15 protein-coding genes are annotated in these 14663 nt (G+C 68.6%); 8 read left to right on the forward strand and 7 right to left on the reverse strand.

Translation table 11 applies throughout. From position 1 onward, the window contains the following. Positions 1–69 precede the first annotated feature (69 nt). Together G3I71_RS03375 and G3I71_RS03380 are read right to left on the reverse strand one after the other, a co-directional pair. Positions 70–1479 carry an FG-GAP and VCBS repeat-containing protein gene (locus tag G3I71_RS03375; protein WP_239148831.1) on the reverse strand — a complete coding sequence of 470 codons (1410 nt, stop codon included), beginning with the start codon at positions 1477–1479 and terminating at the stop codon, positions 70–72. Positions 1480–1647: 168 nt separating this feature from the next. Next, a complete protein-coding gene (locus G3I71_RS03380) occupies positions 1648–3924 on the reverse strand; it encodes a heterodisulfide reductase-related iron-sulfur binding cluster (RefSeq protein WP_164312346.1) in 2277 nt (758 codons plus the stop codon). A gap of 265 nt (positions 3925–4189) precedes the next feature. Here G3I71_RS03380 and G3I71_RS03385 point away from each other — a divergent pair, with 265 nt between their 5' ends. The 5 genes from G3I71_RS03385 to G3I71_RS03405 all read left to right on the forward strand — a co-directional run bounded on the left by G3I71_RS03385 (position 4190) and on the right by G3I71_RS03405 (position 9488). Further along, on the forward strand, positions 4190–5218 hold the full coding sequence (locus G3I71_RS03385; protein WP_164312347.1) for an MraY family glycosyltransferase: 1029 nt from the start codon (positions 4190–4192) through the stop codon (positions 5216–5218). A gap of 96 nt (positions 5219–5314) precedes the next feature. Next, positions 5315–7159 carry a molecular chaperone DnaK gene (gene dnaK / locus G3I71_RS03390; RefSeq protein ID WP_164312348.1) on the forward strand — a complete coding sequence of 615 codons (1845 nt, stop codon included), beginning with the start codon at positions 5315–5317 and terminating at the stop codon, positions 7157–7159. Further along, entirely contained in the window at positions 7156–7803 is a 648-nt protein-coding gene (gene grpE, locus G3I71_RS03395) for a nucleotide exchange factor GrpE (protein ID WP_164312349.1), read from the forward strand. Before dnaK ends, grpE begins: the two co-directional genes overlap by 4 nt. A gap of 45 nt (positions 7804–7848) precedes the next feature. After that, positions 7849–9036 carry a molecular chaperone DnaJ gene (dnaJ, locus tag G3I71_RS03400; protein ID WP_164312351.1) on the forward strand — a complete coding sequence of 396 codons (1188 nt, stop codon included), beginning with the start codon at positions 7849–7851 and terminating at the stop codon, positions 9034–9036. 5 nt (positions 9037–9041) lie between these two features. Beyond that, positions 9042–9488, forward strand: a complete 447-nt coding sequence (locus G3I71_RS03405) for a heat shock protein transcriptional repressor HspR (protein WP_164312353.1) — start codon at positions 9042–9044, stop codon at positions 9486–9488. A gap of 60 nt (positions 9489–9548) precedes the next feature. On the opposite strand, the gene G3I71_RS03410 is transcribed toward G3I71_RS03405, so the two are convergent. The 4 genes from G3I71_RS03410 to G3I71_RS03425 form a co-directional block, all read right to left on the reverse strand. Further along, positions 9549–9758 carry a hypothetical protein gene (locus G3I71_RS03410; protein WP_164312355.1) on the reverse strand — a complete coding sequence of 70 codons (210 nt, stop codon included), beginning with the start codon at positions 9756–9758 and terminating at the stop codon, positions 9549–9551. A 39-nt stretch (positions 9759–9797) separates the two neighbouring features. Beyond that, positions 9798–11756, reverse strand: a complete 1959-nt coding sequence (locus G3I71_RS50820) for a fibronectin type III domain-containing protein (RefSeq protein WP_239148832.1) — start codon at positions 11754–11756, stop codon at positions 9798–9800. A gap of 123 nt (positions 11757–11879) precedes the next feature. Then, positions 11880–12089, reverse strand: coding sequence for a DUF397 domain-containing protein (locus G3I71_RS03420; protein WP_164312356.1), 210 nt, complete (start codon positions 12087–12089; stop codon positions 11880–11882). Between the two features lie 28 nt (positions 12090–12117). Beyond that, on the reverse strand, positions 12118–12969 hold the full coding sequence (locus G3I71_RS03425; RefSeq protein ID WP_164312357.1) for a helix-turn-helix transcriptional regulator: 852 nt from the start codon (positions 12967–12969) through the stop codon (positions 12118–12120). Positions 12970–13157: 188 nt separating this feature from the next. Here G3I71_RS03425 and G3I71_RS03430 point away from each other — a divergent pair, with 188 nt between their 5' ends. Next, positions 13158–13607 (forward strand): ATP-binding protein, encoded by a 450-nt coding sequence (locus G3I71_RS03430; protein ID WP_164312358.1) that lies wholly within the window; start codon positions 13158–13160, stop codon positions 13605–13607. Continuing rightward, a complete protein-coding gene (locus G3I71_RS03435) occupies positions 13604–13819 on the forward strand; it encodes a hypothetical protein (protein WP_164312359.1) in 216 nt (71 codons plus the stop codon). The genes G3I71_RS03430 and G3I71_RS03435 overlap by 4 nt, the downstream gene beginning before the upstream one ends. A gap of 229 nt (positions 13820–14048) precedes the next feature. Here G3I71_RS03435 and G3I71_RS03440 read toward each other — a convergent pair whose 3' ends face one another. Further along, positions 14049–14252 carry a DNA-binding protein gene (locus G3I71_RS03440; protein WP_164312360.1) on the reverse strand — a complete coding sequence of 68 codons (204 nt, stop codon included), beginning with the start codon at positions 14250–14252 and terminating at the stop codon, positions 14049–14051. An 82-nt stretch (positions 14253–14334) separates the two neighbouring features. Between G3I71_RS03440 and G3I71_RS03445 the strand changes: the two genes are divergently transcribed. Continuing rightward, the coding region (locus G3I71_RS03445) for a helix-turn-helix domain-containing protein (RefSeq protein WP_343242831.1) at positions 14335–14663 on the forward strand (329 nt) is incomplete at its 3' end.

The following is a 14663-nucleotide window of genomic DNA, read 5'->3' on the forward strand; positions in this document are numbered from 1 at the left end:
AGACACCCCCGTGGCGGTGCGGAACACCACACCACGGGGGTGCCTGGCGGTAGGTGGCGGAGGGCGTCCTCAGTCCGCCAGCCTCGCCCCCATGAACGCTCGTGCCCCCAGACCCAGCTGCGGGACGGTGAGCGTCACGGAGCCCGTGCCCGTCGGGCCGGACGAGGTGCCGGGGAACATGTGGAGGCGGCCCCCCTCGTTGGCCGTGGCGATCAGCTCGGCGCGGCCGTCGCCGTTGAAGTCGCGCAGAAGGAGAGAGGCACCGAGCCAGCCGTTGTCAGGGGAGGCGTTGGTCAGGCCGGGGGTGGTGCGGTCGTACTGGCGGGCGTTCCTGCCGGTCAGACCGGTGGAGCCACCGCGCAGGACGGTGATGGAGCCGTCGGCCCAGGCCCTGGTGCCGAGCGCCTCGTAGGGGGCACCGACGGCCAGGTCGGGGTAGCCGTCGCCGTTGGTGTCGGCGGCCGAGACGTCGTAACCGAAGTCGTCGCCGTCCTCCACGCTGCCGGGGACGCCCGCGGTGTTCTGGGTCAGGGTGGTGAGCCGGCCGGCAGGGCCGGTGGCCGTCCCGGGCAGGATGTGGACCGCGCCGCCCCTGCCGGAGCGGGAGAGGCCGATCGCGAGGTCGCCGTAGCCGTTGCGGTCGAAGTCGGCGATCACGGCGCTCGATCCGGAAAGCTCGGAGGAGGCGGGCAGGCTCCTCTTCCAGGGCTTGGCGGGGCCGTTCCTGCCGCCCTTGTAGAACCAGACGCGGTTGGAGGCGGTGGCCGCGTCCCACCCGATGAGCGCGAAGTCGGCGGTGCCGTCCTTGGTGACCTTGCCGGCCACCACCATCTTCGGCTTGATGTCCTCGCCGTCCTGCGGGTCGAGGTTGGTGGCCTTGCCGCGCCCGCCGGACTTGGTGAACGGACCGCGCAGGAACCAGACGAAGTCGCCGTCCACGGACACGATGTCCAGCCGGCCGTCGGCGTTGAAGTCGCCGATGGCGACGTCCAGGCCGAAGATCTGCTTCTTGCTGCCCGGGGACGCGTACGTACTGCCCTTGGTCAGGCCCGACCTGGAGCCCCACAGGACGGTGAACGTGCCGTGGCGGTCGGCGTACAGCTCACCGGGGGCGGTGGCGACGATGTCCGCGTAGCCGTCCTTGTTGAGGTCGGCCGAGGTGACCTTCGTGCCGAAGCCGTCCTTCGCCTCGGCCACGCCGTCGATGCCGGGGCTGTTCTGCGTGATCACCGAGCGTTTGGCGGGGTTCAGCCCCGTCGCCGAGCCCCAGATGACGACGACGGCGCCCGCGTCCTTCTTCCCGGCCACGGTGGCGGTCTGGTCGCCGAGGAGCAGGTCGCGGTAACCGTCGCCGTTGAAGTCGTCCACGTGCTTCGCCGGAGCGGCCGACGCCGGGGCGCCGAGGGCCAGTGGACTCACGGTGGCGGCGAGGACGGCGGTGGCCAGGAGGGCGGCGCGGGCGGAGGGTCTGGGGAGCAATGGGGTCTCCAAGGTCGCGGCAGTGCACGAGGAAAGCGGGCGATCAGGAGACGCTCGACAAGTAGTAATGGTTGTACGGCAGTTCGGTGAACCGAAAACGGGGCCGACGCCACCGGCACCGACCCCGTTCGGGCCTGTTCCAGGACTGGAACGGGCCTGTTCCAGTCCCTACTTCACCGGCTGCGGCTCCGGCACGTTCTCCGGCTCCGTCTCGCCCGCCGGGGGCTCCTCGTCCGCCGGGGTCTTCACGGACTCCAGGAGGAGCTGGGCGACGTCGACCACCGTGATGGACTCCTTCGCCTTGCCTTCGTTCTTCTTGCCGTTGACCGAGTCGGTCAGCATGACGAGGCAGAACGGGCAGGCCGTCGACACGATGTCGGGGTTCAGCGACAGTGCCTCGTCAACCCGCTCGTTGTTGATGCGCTTGCCGATCCGCTCCTCCATCCACATCCGCGCGCCGCCCGCGCCGCAGCAGAAGCCGCGTTCCTTGTGGCGGTGCATCTCCTGCTGGCGCAGGCCCGGGACGGCCGACATGATCTCGCGCGGGGGCGTGTAGATCTTGTTGTGGCGGCCCAGGTAGCAGGGGTCGTGGTAGGTGATGAGGCCCTCGACCGGGGTCACCGGGAGCAGCTTGCCGTCGTCGATGAGGTGCTGGAGCAGCTGGGTGTGGTGGACGACCTCGTAGTCGCCGCCGAGCTGCGGGTACTCGTTGCCGATGGTGTTCAGGCAGTGCGGGCAGGTCGCGACGATCTTCTTGGCCGACCTGGGCTTCTTCGTCGACTCGTCCTCGTCGTCCTCACCGAACGCCATGTTCAGCGCGGCCACGTTCTCCATGCCGAGCTCCTGGAACAGGGGCTCGTTGCCGAGACGGCGGGCCGAGTCGCCGGTGCACTTCTCGTCGCCGCCCATGATCGCGAACTTGACGCCCGCGATGTGGAGGAGCTCGGCGAAGGCCTTCGTCGTCTTCTTGGCGCGGTCTTCCAACGCACCGGCGCAGCCGACCCAGTACAGGTACTCGACCTCGGTGAGGTCCTCGATGTCCTGGCCGACGACCGGCACCTCGAAGTCGAGCTCCTTGAGCCACTCCAGGCGCTGCTTCTTCGCCAGGCCCCAGGGGTTGCCCTTCTTCTCCAGGTTCTTGAGCATCGTCCCGGCTTCCGACGGGAACGCGCTCTCGATCATCACCTGGTAGCGGCGCATGTCGACGATGTGGTCGACGTGCTCGATGTCCACCGGGCACTGCTCGACGCAGGCGCCGCAGGTCGTGCAGGACCACAGGACGTCCGGGTCGATGACGCCGTTCTCCTCGGCGGTGCCGATCAGCGGGCGCTCGGCCTCGGCGAGGGCTGCGGCCGGTACGCCTGCCAGCTGCTCAGCGCTCGCCTTCTCGTCACCCTCCGCCGTCTTGCCGCCGCCTGCCAGCAGGTACGGGGCCTTGGCGTGGGCGTGGTCCCGCAGGGACATGATCAGCAGCTTGGGGGAGAGCGGCTTGCCGGTGTTCCAGGCGGGGCACTGCGACTGGCAGCGACCGCACTCCGTACAGGTGGAGAAGTCGAGCAGGCCCTTCCAGGAGAACTGTTCGACCTGCGATACGCCGAAGACGTCGTCGTCGCCCGGGTCGGTGAAGTCGATCGCCTCGCCGCCGGACGTCATCGGCTGGAGGGCGCCCAGGGCCGTGCCGCCGGTCGCCTCGCGCTTGAACCAGATGTTCGGGAAGGCGAGGAAGCGGTGCCAGGCGACGCCCATGTTGGTGTTGAGCGAGACGACGATCATCCAGACGAACGAGGTGCTGATCTTCACCGTCGCGGTGAGGTAGATCAGGTTCTGGAGTGTCGCCGTGCTCAGGCCCTTGAAGGCCAGGACGAGCGGGTACGAGGCGAAGTACGCGGCCTCGTAGTGCTCGACGTGGTGGATCGCGCCCTCCAGGCCGCGCAGCACGTAGATCGCGAGGCCGATGGTGAGGATGACGTACTCGACGAAGTACGCCTGGCCCGACTTGGAGCCCGCGAAGCGGGACTTGCGGCCGGGGCGCGAGGGCAGGTTCAGCAGGCGGATGACGATCAGCACGGCGATGCCGAGGATGGTCATCACGCCGATGAACTCGATGTACAGCTCGAACGGCAGGAAGCCGCCGATGACCGGCAGCGTCCAGTCGGCCGAGAAGAGCTGGCCGAAGGCCTGGGCGAGGGTCGGCGGCAGCGTCAGGAAGCCGACCGCCACGAACCAGTGGGCGAAGCCGACGATGCCCCACCGGTTCATGCGCGTGTGGCCGAGGAACTCCTTCGCCAGCGTGACACTGCGCTGGTACGGGTTGTCCGTCCGAAGGCCGGCCGGGACCGGCTGGCCGAGTTTGAAGTACCGGACGAACTGACCGATGGCGCGTGCGAGCAGCGCGACGCCGATCACGGTCAGGACGAGCGACACGATGATCGCGGCGAGTTGCATGGAAGGGCTCCTCAGGCCTGCGCGCGTAATGACTGACGGATGCGTGGTGGATGACTGGCGGAATGGCTGGGGGAGAGTATTACTAAGCGGTAACTTAGGCAGTCTGTCAGAGACTACCCAACATCCTGGCCCGCACTGTAGTCAGGGGCGGAGTGATCTGGATCGCTCAGGCTTACCTGAGTCGTAGATCGAAGCCGATCAGATCAGACGATGTTAAGTCGTGTTATTCGTACAGAATTGTTACGTTTCCGCCTACCGTGAGCCCGTGCTCTACGGGATCCTCGCCGCCATCGCCGCCCTTTTCCTCGCCGCCGTCCTAGCCGCCCTCCTGCGGACACTCGCCCTGCGCCTCGGCGTACTCGACCGGCGCCGGGCGCGCCCCCTGCCACTGCTCGGCGGCCTCGCCGTCGTGCTCGCGACGGGGCTGGTCGCGGGGGCGGGGGAGTGGACCGGTCACGCCCCCCTCGGGGACGGCGTCGCCGCCCTTCTCCTCGCCGGTGCGGGCGTCGGCGTGCTCGGGCTGGTGGCCGACGTGCGGCGGGTGAAGGCGCGGTTCCTTGTCGTCGGTACGGCCGTCGCCGCCGCGTTCGTGGTGCCGTACGGGGAGCTGGGGTTCGGGGTCGGGCTGCTCGCCGCCCTCTGGATCGTGTTCGTGACCGTCGCCTTCCGGGCCCTCGACCACGCCGACGGGCTGGTGGGGACCGTCGGGGTGCTGACCGCCTTCGGGGTGGCCGCGTGCGCGGCCGTCGAGGTGCTGGACGGGCTCGCCGTGCTGCTGAGCGTGCTGGCCGCCGCGCTCACCGGGTTCCTCATGCACAACTGGCATCCTGCGCGGATCGCCCTCGGCGCGTGCGGGTCCCTGTTCACCGGGTTCGTGCTGGCCTCGGCGGCGGTGGTCGTGCGGACCGGGCACGAACCGGCGTCCAGTGCGGGGGTGCTGTTCGCGCTCACGGCTGTGGCGGGCGCGGATGTGGTGCTCGTCGTGGTGTCGCGTCGGCTGGCCGGACGGCCGCTGGCGCGGAGCGGGCCCGATCATCTCGCGCACCGGCTGCGGCGGCTGGGCCTCACCGCGCGCGGGGCGGCGGTTCTGCTCGGTGCGGGTGCCTTCGGGGCGGTGCTGGTGGGTGTGCTCGCGCACGGCGGATGGGCCGGGGAATCGGGGCTGTGGTGGGTGGCGGGGGTGGCCGGGATGGTCGTACTGGGGCTGCTGAGAGTTCCCGTGTACGGGCTCCGGCGGCCTCCTACCGCGCAGTCGGCGCAGGTCAGAGCGGCATTGCGCGTAAGGAACGGATAAGAGTTGAGTGTGGTCGACTCAGCTCTGTTGACCACGCGACGGGAGTGATGCACACTTGAGCCTGTTCCACTCAAGTCATCTTCTGGAGGATTCAAAATGGCACGTGCGGTCGGCATCGACCTGGGCACGACTAACTCCGTCGTCAGCGTTCTGGAGGGCGGCGAGCCCACCGTCATCACCAACGCCGAGGGTGCCAGGACCACGCCGTCCGTCGTCGCCTTCGCGAAGAACGGTGAGGTGCTGGTCGGCGAGGTCGCCAAGCGCCAGGCGGTCACCAACGTCGACAGGACCATCCGGTCGGTCAAGCGCCACATGGGCACCGACTGGAAGATCGAGCTCGACGGGAAGAGCTTCAACCCGCAGCAGATGAGCGCGTTCATCCTGCAGAAGCTGAAGCGCGACGCCGAGGCCTACCTGGGTGAGAAGGTCGCGGACGCGGTCATCACCGTCCCGGCCTACTTCAACGACTCCGAGCGTCAGGCGACGAAGGAGGCCGGCGAGATCGCGGGCCTGAACGTCCTGCGCATCGTGAACGAGCCGACGGCCGCCGCTCTCGCGTACGGCCTCGACAAGGACGACCAGACGATCCTCGTCTTCGACCTCGGTGGCGGCACCTTCGACGTGTCCCTCCTGGAGATCGGCGACGGCGTCGTCGAGGTGAAGGCCACCAACGGTGACAACCACCTCGGCGGTGACGACTGGGACCAGCGCGTCATGGACTACCTGGTCCAGCAGTTCCGTGCCGGTCACGGCGTGGACCTGGGCAAGGACAAGATGGCCCTCCAGCGCCTCCGTGAGGCCGCCGAGAAGGCCAAGATCGAGCTGTCCTCGTCCACCGAGACCTCGATCAACCTGCCGTACATCACGGCGTCCGCCGAGGGCCCGCTGCACCTGGACGAGAAGCTCACGCGCGCCCAGTTCCAGCAGCTGACGGCCGACCTGCTGGAGCGCTGCAAGACGCCGTTCCACAACGTCATCAAGGACGCGGGGATCAACCTCTCCGAGATCGACCACGTCGTTCTCGTCGGTGGTTCCACCCGTATGCCCGCCGTCGCCGAGCTCGTCAAGGAGCTGACCGGCGGCCAGGACGCCAACAAGGGCGTGAACCCGGACGAGGTCGTCGCCATCGGCGCCGCGCTCCAGGCCGGTGTCCTCAAGGGCGAGGTCAAGGACGTCCTGCTCCTCGACGTGACGCCGCTGTCCCTCGGTATCGAGACCAAGGGAGGGATCATGACGAAGCTCATCGAGCGCAACACCACGATCCCGACCAAGCGTTCCGAGATCTTCACGACGGCCGAGGACAACCAGCCGTCCGTCCAGATCCAGGTCTACCAGGGCGAGCGCGAGATCGCGGCGTACAACAAGAAGCTCGGGATGTTCGAGCTGACCGGCCTGCCGCCGGCCCCGCGCGGTGTGCCGCAGATCGAGGTCGCCTTCGACATCGACGCCAACGGCATCATGCACGTCACGGCCAAGGACCTCGGCACGGGCAAGGAACAGAAGATGACCGTCACCGGTGGCTCCTCGCTGCCGAAGGACGAGGTCGACCGCATGCGCCAGGAGGCCGAGCAGTACGCGGACGAGGACCACCGTCGCCGCGAGGCCGCCGAGTCCCGCAACCAGGGCGAGCAGCTCGTCTACCAGACGGAGAAGTTCCTCAAGGACAACGAGGACAAGGTCCCCGGCGACATCAAGATCGAGGTCGAGGCCTCGATCGAGGAGCTGAAGGCCGCGCTCAAGGGCGAGGACGTCGCCGAGATCCGCACCTCCACGGAGAAGGTCGCCGCCGTCTCGCAGAAGCTCGGCCAGGCGATGTACGCCGACGCCGCCGCGGCGCAGGCCGCCGGTGACGACGCGCCCGGCGCCGAGGCCCCCAGGGCCGACGACGACGTGGTGGACGCCGAGATCGTCGACGACGAGCGCAAGGACGGTGCCGCGTGACGGAGGAGACTCCGGGCTTCGACGAGAAGCCCGACGTCCCTTCCGGCGCCACCCCCGACGACGCCGAGCCGAAGGCCGCCCCCTCTTCGGAGGGGGCGTCCCCGGCCGGGGACGCAGCAGCAGCACAGGTCGCCGGTCTGACGGCACAGCTGGACCAGGTACGTACGGCGCTCGGTGAGCGCACGGCGGACCTCCAGCGGCTCCAGGCCGAGTATCAGAACTACCGCCGCCGGGTCGACCGGGACCGGATCGCGGTCAAGGAGGTCGCCGTCGCGAGCCTCCTGACCGAACTCCTGCCCGTGCTCGACAACATCGCCCGGGCGAGGGACCACGGCGAACTGGTCGGCGGGTTCAAGTCCGTCGCCGAGTCGCTGGAGACCGTCGCCGCCAAGATGGGCCTGCAGCAGTTCGGCAAGGAGGGCGAGCCCTTCGACCCGATGATCCACGAGGCCCTGATGCACTCGTACGCGCCGGACGTCACGGAGACGACCTGCGTGGCGATCCTGCAGCCGGGCTACCGGTTCGGCGAGCGCAACCTGCGTCCCGCGCGGGTCGCGGTGGCCGAGCCCCAGCCCGGGGCGCAGGCCCCGGAGTCGGGCGACGCGGCGGACGGCAAGGAGAGCGGTGGCCCGGAAGAGGGCTGACGTGAGCACTGACGCGGGGAACGCCGGAAAGGAGGGACGTCGGGGATGAGCACCAAGGACTTCATCGAGAAGGACTTCTACAAGGTCCTCGGCGTCCCGAAGGACGCCACCGAGGCCGAGATCAAGAAGGCGTACCGGAAACTCGCCCGCGAGTTCCACCCGGACGCCAACAAGGGCAACGCCAAGGCCGAGGAGCGCTTCAAGGAGATCTCCGAGGCGAACGACATCCTCGGCGACCCCAAGAAGCGCAAGGAGTACGACGAGGCCCGTGCCCTCTTCGGCAACGGCGGCTTCCGTCCGGGGCCGGGCGCGGGCGGCGGCTCCTTCAACTTCGACCTGGGTGACCTCTTCGGTGGCGGCGCCCCGGGCGGGGCCGGATCCGGCCCCGGCGCGGGTGGCTTCGGCGGCGGTATCGGAGATGTCTTCGGCGGACTGTTCAACCGGGGCGGCGGCACCACGCGTGCGCAGCCCCGGCGCGGCCAGGACATCGACACCGAGGTCACGCTGAGCTTCACGGAGGCGGTGGACGGCGCGACGGTCCCGTTGCGCATGACGTCCCAGTCACCGTGCAAGGCGTGCTCGGGAACCGGCGACAAGAACGGCACGCCGCGCGTGTGCCCGACGTGTGTCGGGACCGGCCAGGTGGCGCGCGGTTCGGGCGGCGGTTTCTCCTTGACCGACCCCTGCCCGGACTGCAAGGGCCGGGGCCTGATCGCGGAGCACGCCTGCCTGGTGTGCAGCGGCTCCGGGCGCGCCAAGTCCTCCCGGACGATGCAGGTGCGCATCCCGGCGGGCGTGGCGCACGACCAGCGCATCCGCCTCCGCGGCAAGGGAGCGCCGGGCGAGCGAGGCGGTCCGGCCGGCGATCTGTACGTCACCGTGCATGTCGACGCCCACCCGGTCTTCGGCCGCAGGGAGGACAACCTGACGGTGACGGTGCCGGTGACGTTCGTCGAGGCGGCACTCGGCGGCGAGGTCAGGGTCCCGACCCTGAGCGGCCCGCCGGTCACCCTGAAGCTTCCTCCGGGCACACCCAACGGGCGCACGATGCGCGCGCGGGGCAAGGGCGCGGTCCGCAAGGACGGCACCCGGGGCGATCTGCTGGTCACCGTCGAGGTGAGTGTCCCGACGGAGCTGACGGGGAAGGCTCGTGACGCACTGGAGGCGTATCGCGAGGCGACCGCGGACGAGGATCCGCGGGCGGAGCTGTTCGAGGCAGCGAAGGGAGCTTGACCGAGATGGACGGTCGTCGACGCAACCCGTATGAACTGACGCAGGAGACCCCGGTCTACGTCATCTCGGTGGCGGCCCAGCTCTCGGGCCTGCACCCGCAGACCCTGCGCCAGTACGACCGCCTGGGCCTGGTCTCACCCGACCGCACCGCCGGCCGGGGCCGCCGCTACTCGGCCCGCGACATCGACCTGCTCCGCACGGTGCAGGCCCTGTCGCAGGACGAGGGCATCAACCTGGCCGGCATCAAGCGGATCATCGAACTGGAGAACCAGGTCGCCGCGTTGCAGGCACGGGTGGCGGAGATGGAGTCCGCGCTGGACGGGGCCGCGGCTGCGATGCAGCAGCGGGAGGCGGCTGTGCATGCCTCGTACCGGCGGGATCTGGTGCCGTATCAGGAAGTTCAGCAGACGAGTGCGCTGGTGGTCTGGCGGCCGAAGCGGCAACAGGACTGACGCAGGTGGACAGACACGCGAGAGGGGCCCGGAGAATTCTCCGGGCCCCTCCTCGCATGCTCAGGGCGCCAGAGCCGCCCAGGCGTCGCCGGGGGCGGACTCGGTGCCGTCGGCGTGCAGGGCGGTCACCCAGTAGAAGTGGGTGGTGCCGGCGGTGGCCGTGGTGTCGGTGTACGACCGGCCTCGGGTGCACGGTGAGGGTGAGCATCGTGTTGCCGCCGTACGCCACCGAGGCCGTCGTCCCGGAAGGCCCCGCCGAGGGCTCGTCATCGTGAGGCGATCACGGGCCACCGGCGGAGCTGAGACGGGTCAGGCCGTGGGTGTCGCCGTCACCTCGGGGGACAGTGCGGACTCCGTGCCGGTCTCGGCGACGGAGGCGACGGCGTAGTAGTACGCCGTGCCGTTGATCAGCCCCGTGTCGGTGTAGCTGGTGACGTGGGTCAGGACACTCGACTCGGCGGTCTCCTTGGTGAACCCAGGGGTGGTCGAGCGGTAGACGCGGTAGCCGACGACCACCTGCTCGGTGGAACTCTGGGGACTGGCGTCCCAGAGGAGCCGGACCTGCCCGTCGCCCGGAACGGCCTGGACCGCGTTGACGGGCAGCGGCAGCTGCGTCAGAGGCACCACGTGCGGCCGGAACGAGCCCGAGGGCACGGAACGGACGCCGTACGGCGAGACGGCGACCACGGCGTAGTAGTAGTCGTACTCGTTCTCGGAGACCGTGGCCTGGAACGACGTTCCCCCACCCCCGAAGCGGTTCGCCGCCACGGTCGTGTCCACGGGGGTGGTGCGCGAGCGGTACACCTCGTAGCCGGACACGGGGACGTACCCGTTGTTCTCGAAGCTCATCGAGAGCCGGTTGTTCACGATGGAGGGGTTCATGATGGCCGGTGGCCTCGGAGCACTGCTCGGTCCGACCGGCCTCGTCGCGTGGACCAAGGAATTCCAGGTGGACTCGTTCCCCGCCGCGTCCACGGCCTTCACCGTGTACGAGTAGAGCTGGCCGGGCTCAGCGCTCGTGTCCCGGTAGGCCGTTGTGGACGTCGATCCCAGCCTGGGACCGCCGGGTATCGACGACGTCGAACGGTAGATGTGGTACTTCGCCGCGTCGGGGCCCGAACTCCGCCAGGTCAGGGTCACCCCGCCCTCGTCCGCCGAGGCGACCGTGAGACCTTCGGGCGCCGGCGGCGCGACGGTGTCCCGGGTGGCCCACACGACGGCCGAGTACGCCGACGGGCTCCCGGCCGCGTTCAGCCCCCGCACCTTGTACGCGTAGGGCACGTTGGCCGCCGCGGTCCCGTCGGTGTACGCGGGCGACCCGACCGTCGCGACGAGCTCGAACGTCCCGCTGTCGCCGAACGCGCGGTACACCTCGTACGACGCCGCTCCCGGAGCGGCCTTCCACGCAAGGGAGTTGGCCGCGCTCGTCGACGTCGCCACGAGTCCCTGCGGGGCACCGAACTCGGTGGCGACGGTCTTGTCGGCACTGCCCGCCGACTCGTTGCCGGCCTTGTCGTAGGCGCGGACCTCGTAGTAGTAGGTCTCGCCGGTCGCGAGCGGGGTGTCGGTGTACGAGGTCCCGGTCGTGGCCGAGAGCCGCTTCCAACTGTCGCTGCTCGTGACGCGGCGGTAGACGCGATACCCGGAGAGGTCCATCTCCTTGTTCTTCGCCCAGGTGAGCTTCGCCTTGCCCGTTGTCTTGTCGTACGTGACGGTCGGCGCCGTCGGCGCGAGCGGCTTGACCTTGTCCACCGACGCCGAAGTCCTGGGCGTGTACGCGAAGTTGACGTTCGCGTTGCCGGTGAAGTTGGCGTAGTCGATGCGGAGGGTGTGCTTGCCCTTGGGGATGGTGAGGTTGACGGTCTTCTTCTGGGTCGTCGTGACGTTCTTCCAGAGGTTGACCTTGATCTTGCCGTCGAGGTAGACGCGGATGCCGTCCTGGGTGGCCGCGGTGAGGGTGAAGGGCCCGCCGGAGCCGAAGTCGCGGGTGACGGTCCAGCGGACGCTGAAGTTGTCCTTCGGGAGGCCGGCAGCGGGGGCCTTCGCGCCCCAGTTCTCCGCGATGGCGGAATCGCAGTCCGTCCTCTTCGGCGTACCGGAGAGGCTGGCGTTCGCGAATAACTGGCGTTTGTAGACAGGGGAGTCGCAGGTGGTCGCGGCGGAGGCGACTGGGGCGGCGGTGCTGAGCAGCGCACCGGCGGTGGCGAGCACGACGGCGGTCGCCGTCGCGGTGGTGGCTGTGGGCGTCGTACGTCTGTGTGGGTTCATGCGGTCCTTCGGTCGTGGTCGTCGACGGCAGGAGGGAGCCGTCGACGATCAGGACGCGTGAGGATGCGGCTTGGTTGTACGGGTGTTGGGCGAATGGTCCAGAGATGCGAGGGACGCTGCTGCTCAGGCCGAGGGGAGTTCGTCGGCCTTCAACGCCGTCATGAACGAGGTCCAGGCCCGGGTGTCGAAGGCCAGGTTGGGGCCGGATGCGTCCTTGCTGTCGCGTACGGGCAGCACGTTCGGGAACCCGGCGGCGATCTCCACGCAGTCGCCGCCCTCTGCACTGTGGCTGCTCTTACGCCAAGTCGCTGTCTCAGGACTGGGGGCACTCATCCCTGTTACCTCTCTGCGTTGCATGCTGCTACATCTCCTGCCGTACCCGGCTGATCAGGCCGAGGCTGTCCCCAGGGTTCAAGGCGATTGACCGGAGCGAGTCGAAGATGAGCGCATACTCCGCCGCCTCCTCCGGAGACTCCATGTAGAGCGTCCCCGTGCGTTGCTCCAAGCACACGACATCCGGGAACGACGTACCAGGAAACGAAAAGAGGACGAACGATCCGGTCAGTCCCGCGTGCGCGCCCGCCTGGTCCGGGACAACCTGAATCTCCACGGACGGATGACCGGCCATCTCCTCCAGGTGCTCCAACTGCTTGCGCATCACCCCTCGGCCACCCACTTGAACGCGGAGAGCCGCCTCGCCTTCGATCACGCACAGCCGCGGCGGTGTGGACCTTTCCAGGACCTCCTGACGTTTGATCCGTGCTTCTACCAGCGCGTCCATCTCTTCGCGTTTCAGGGACGAGGGGGCGGCGGAGATGATCTCCCGCGCGTAGTCGGACGTCTGCAGGAGCCCGGCGATGACGCCGTGCTGGTACGACCGGATGCAGTCGGTCATTTCCTCGTACTCGATGAAGTCCGGGTATGTAGGGCGCGCTTGCCCCGCACGCTGCACCCAGCCCGGTTGCCGCCGCCGTCTGGCCAGCGACACCATCTCGTCGACCTGGGCGGAATCCTCGACCCCGTAGAACGTCAGCAGGTCACGCAGCTCCCCCAAGGAGATCCCCAAGCGTGCGTTCTCGATGCGGTTGATCTTCGTTCGGTGGCATCCGATACGGTCAGCCGCCTCATCGAGGGTCTTCCCCGCGGTCTCCCTGAACTCGATCAACAGTGCAGCAAGGCGACGTTGTCGAACCATTGGGCGAGATCCAGCCATGCGAGCCCCCTTCCTGGATGCCTGTCCGCGTGAACGTTAGCTCATTAATTTGATCATGGATATATTTCCATAGGGGATGTTGCGGACAGGGAGATTGCCGTGCACTCTGGAATCCGTTACTCACCGCTCCAGCCCGTGACAGATGAGTCACCTTGACGCACCGTCACCCGCTCGCAAGGGGATGTGCCATGCCCACAAGAGCCCTACCGACAGGAACCGCACCGCCCGCTCCCACACGGAGCGCGACGCACCGGTTCCCCCGGCACCGCCGCAGCGTCGGCCGCGCCCGCGCAGCCCTCCGCCACCAGCTCGCCATATGGCACATCGACGACGCCGAACTCACCGACTCCGCAGTCCTGTTGCTCTCGGAGCTGACTACAAACGCCGTGAACGCCCCGACAACCCCCGGCCGGGAGATCGGCGTCCGGTTCGAACTGACCGGTGCCGCGCTGCGGCTGGAGGTCTCCGACGCTAGCGACGGGCAGCCGAGCTTGCGGCACGCGACGGGCGAGGACGAGTCGGGGCGGGGGCTGGCGCTGGTGGATGCCCTGGCCGATGCCTGGGGCTCCGAACCGCGTGACACGGTCGGCAAGGTCGTATGGGCGCTTCTGCGAATGCCAGAAGAGGGCACGCGGTGACGGCGACCGCAGCCACGCCCCCGGCCCGTGACCGGTGCGGGACGGTACGCGCCTCCCTGTTCTACGGCGCCCCGATACTCGGCGAAGCGGGCGCGTGTGTACGGGAGTCCGGGCACCCCGGGGACCACCGCGACGCCCGTGCGGGCACCTGGTATCTGATCCCGCTCGTTCCCGTCCTGCCTCTGTCCGGTGACGCGGAGGAAATGGAGTGATGTCCCGCCGCGTAGCCAGAAGACGCTCGGAATTCTGCGGATGGGCGTTGACCATCGTGGTTCTGTCCGGGGCTGCGATCCTGCTCGTCCTCGACGTTCTGGAAGTCGTTCAACAACGATGACCGCGATTCGGGGCCAGGGTTCTGTCCGGCCCCTCTCCATCAGACTCCTGGCGAGGGGACCCGCGCCTTTAGGCGTGGCGGAATCGCTTCTCGGTGTTGCTCTGACCTCAGTTTTGAGTACGGATGTTGTGTCTGCGGGCGGGATGGGTGGTGCGCCAGGCGTCGAGCTGGCCTGTGGTCCAGGTGGGTGTGCGGCCGGTGTATTCGGGTTCGGGGAAGTCGTTGTCGGCGGCGTTGAGGTTGTGGATGCGGCGGATGCTGATGCCGAGGTATTCGGCGGCTTCGGCTCCGGTCAGGGGGCGTTGGGTCATGGGCCGATGGTAGGCGTTGCGTGATGTGAGTGCATGCATGGTAGTGTGATGTCACATCACGTAATAGAAAGGAGGCCGGAGGATGATCCGCTCGTACAGGTTCTTGCTCCGGCCGACCGTCCAGCAGGCCGGGGCGCTGACGGAGATGCTCCGCGATCACTGCTCGCTGTACAACGGGGCGTTGCAGGAACGCCGCGACGCCTACCGGCACGTGTCGAAGACCGGCATCAAGTACGGGGACCAGTCCGCGCAGCTCAAGGACATCCGGGCCTTCGACCCCGAGTGTCACGGCCGGTGGTCGTTCTCGTCCCAGCAGGCCACGCTGCGCCGCCTGGACAAGGCATTCCAGGCTTTCTTCCGCCGCGTCAAAGCCGGGGAGACGCCCGGTTACCCGCGGTTCCGTGGGGTGAA

It is taken from the genome of Streptomyces sp. SID12501 (assembly GCF_010550245.1).
Lineage (GTDB): Bacteria > Actinomycetota > Actinomycetes > Streptomycetales > Streptomycetaceae > Streptomyces.

Excerpts from the sequence above, each read along its gene's own strand:
- G3I71_RS03380 (WP_164312346.1), bottom strand. The coding sequence starts at position 3,924 with ATGCAACTCGCCGCGATCATCGTGTCGCTCGTCCTGACCGTGATCGGC.
- dnaK (WP_164312348.1), top strand. The coding sequence starts at position 5,315 with ATGGCACGTGCGGTCGGCATCGACCTGGGCACGACTAACTCCGTCGTC.
- dnaJ (WP_164312351.1), top strand. The coding sequence starts at position 7,849 with ATGAGCACCAAGGACTTCATCGAGAAGGACTTCTACAAGGTCCTCGGC.
- G3I71_RS03405 (WP_164312353.1), top strand. The coding sequence starts at position 9,042 with ATGGACGGTCGTCGACGCAACCCGTATGAACTGACGCAGGAGACCCCG.
- G3I71_RS03410 (WP_164312355.1), bottom strand. The coding sequence starts at position 9,758 with ATGACGAGCCCTCGGCGGGGCCTTCCGGGACGACGGCCTCGGTGGCGT.
- G3I71_RS50820 (WP_239148832.1), bottom strand. The coding sequence starts at position 11,756 with ATGAACCCACACAGACGTACGACGCCCACAGCCACCACCGCGACGGCG.
- G3I71_RS03420 (WP_164312356.1), bottom strand. The coding sequence starts at position 12,089 with ATGAGTGCCCCCAGTCCTGAGACAGCGACTTGGCGTAAGAGCAGCCAC.
- G3I71_RS03425 (WP_164312357.1), bottom strand. The coding sequence starts at position 12,969 with ATGGCTGGATCTCGCCCAATGGTTCGACAACGTCGCCTTGCTGCACTG.
- G3I71_RS03430 (WP_164312358.1), top strand. The coding sequence starts at position 13,158 with ATGCCCACAAGAGCCCTACCGACAGGAACCGCACCGCCCGCTCCCACA.
- G3I71_RS03440 (WP_164312360.1), bottom strand. The coding sequence starts at position 14,252 with ATGACCCAACGCCCCCTGACCGGAGCCGAAGCCGCCGAATACCTCGGC.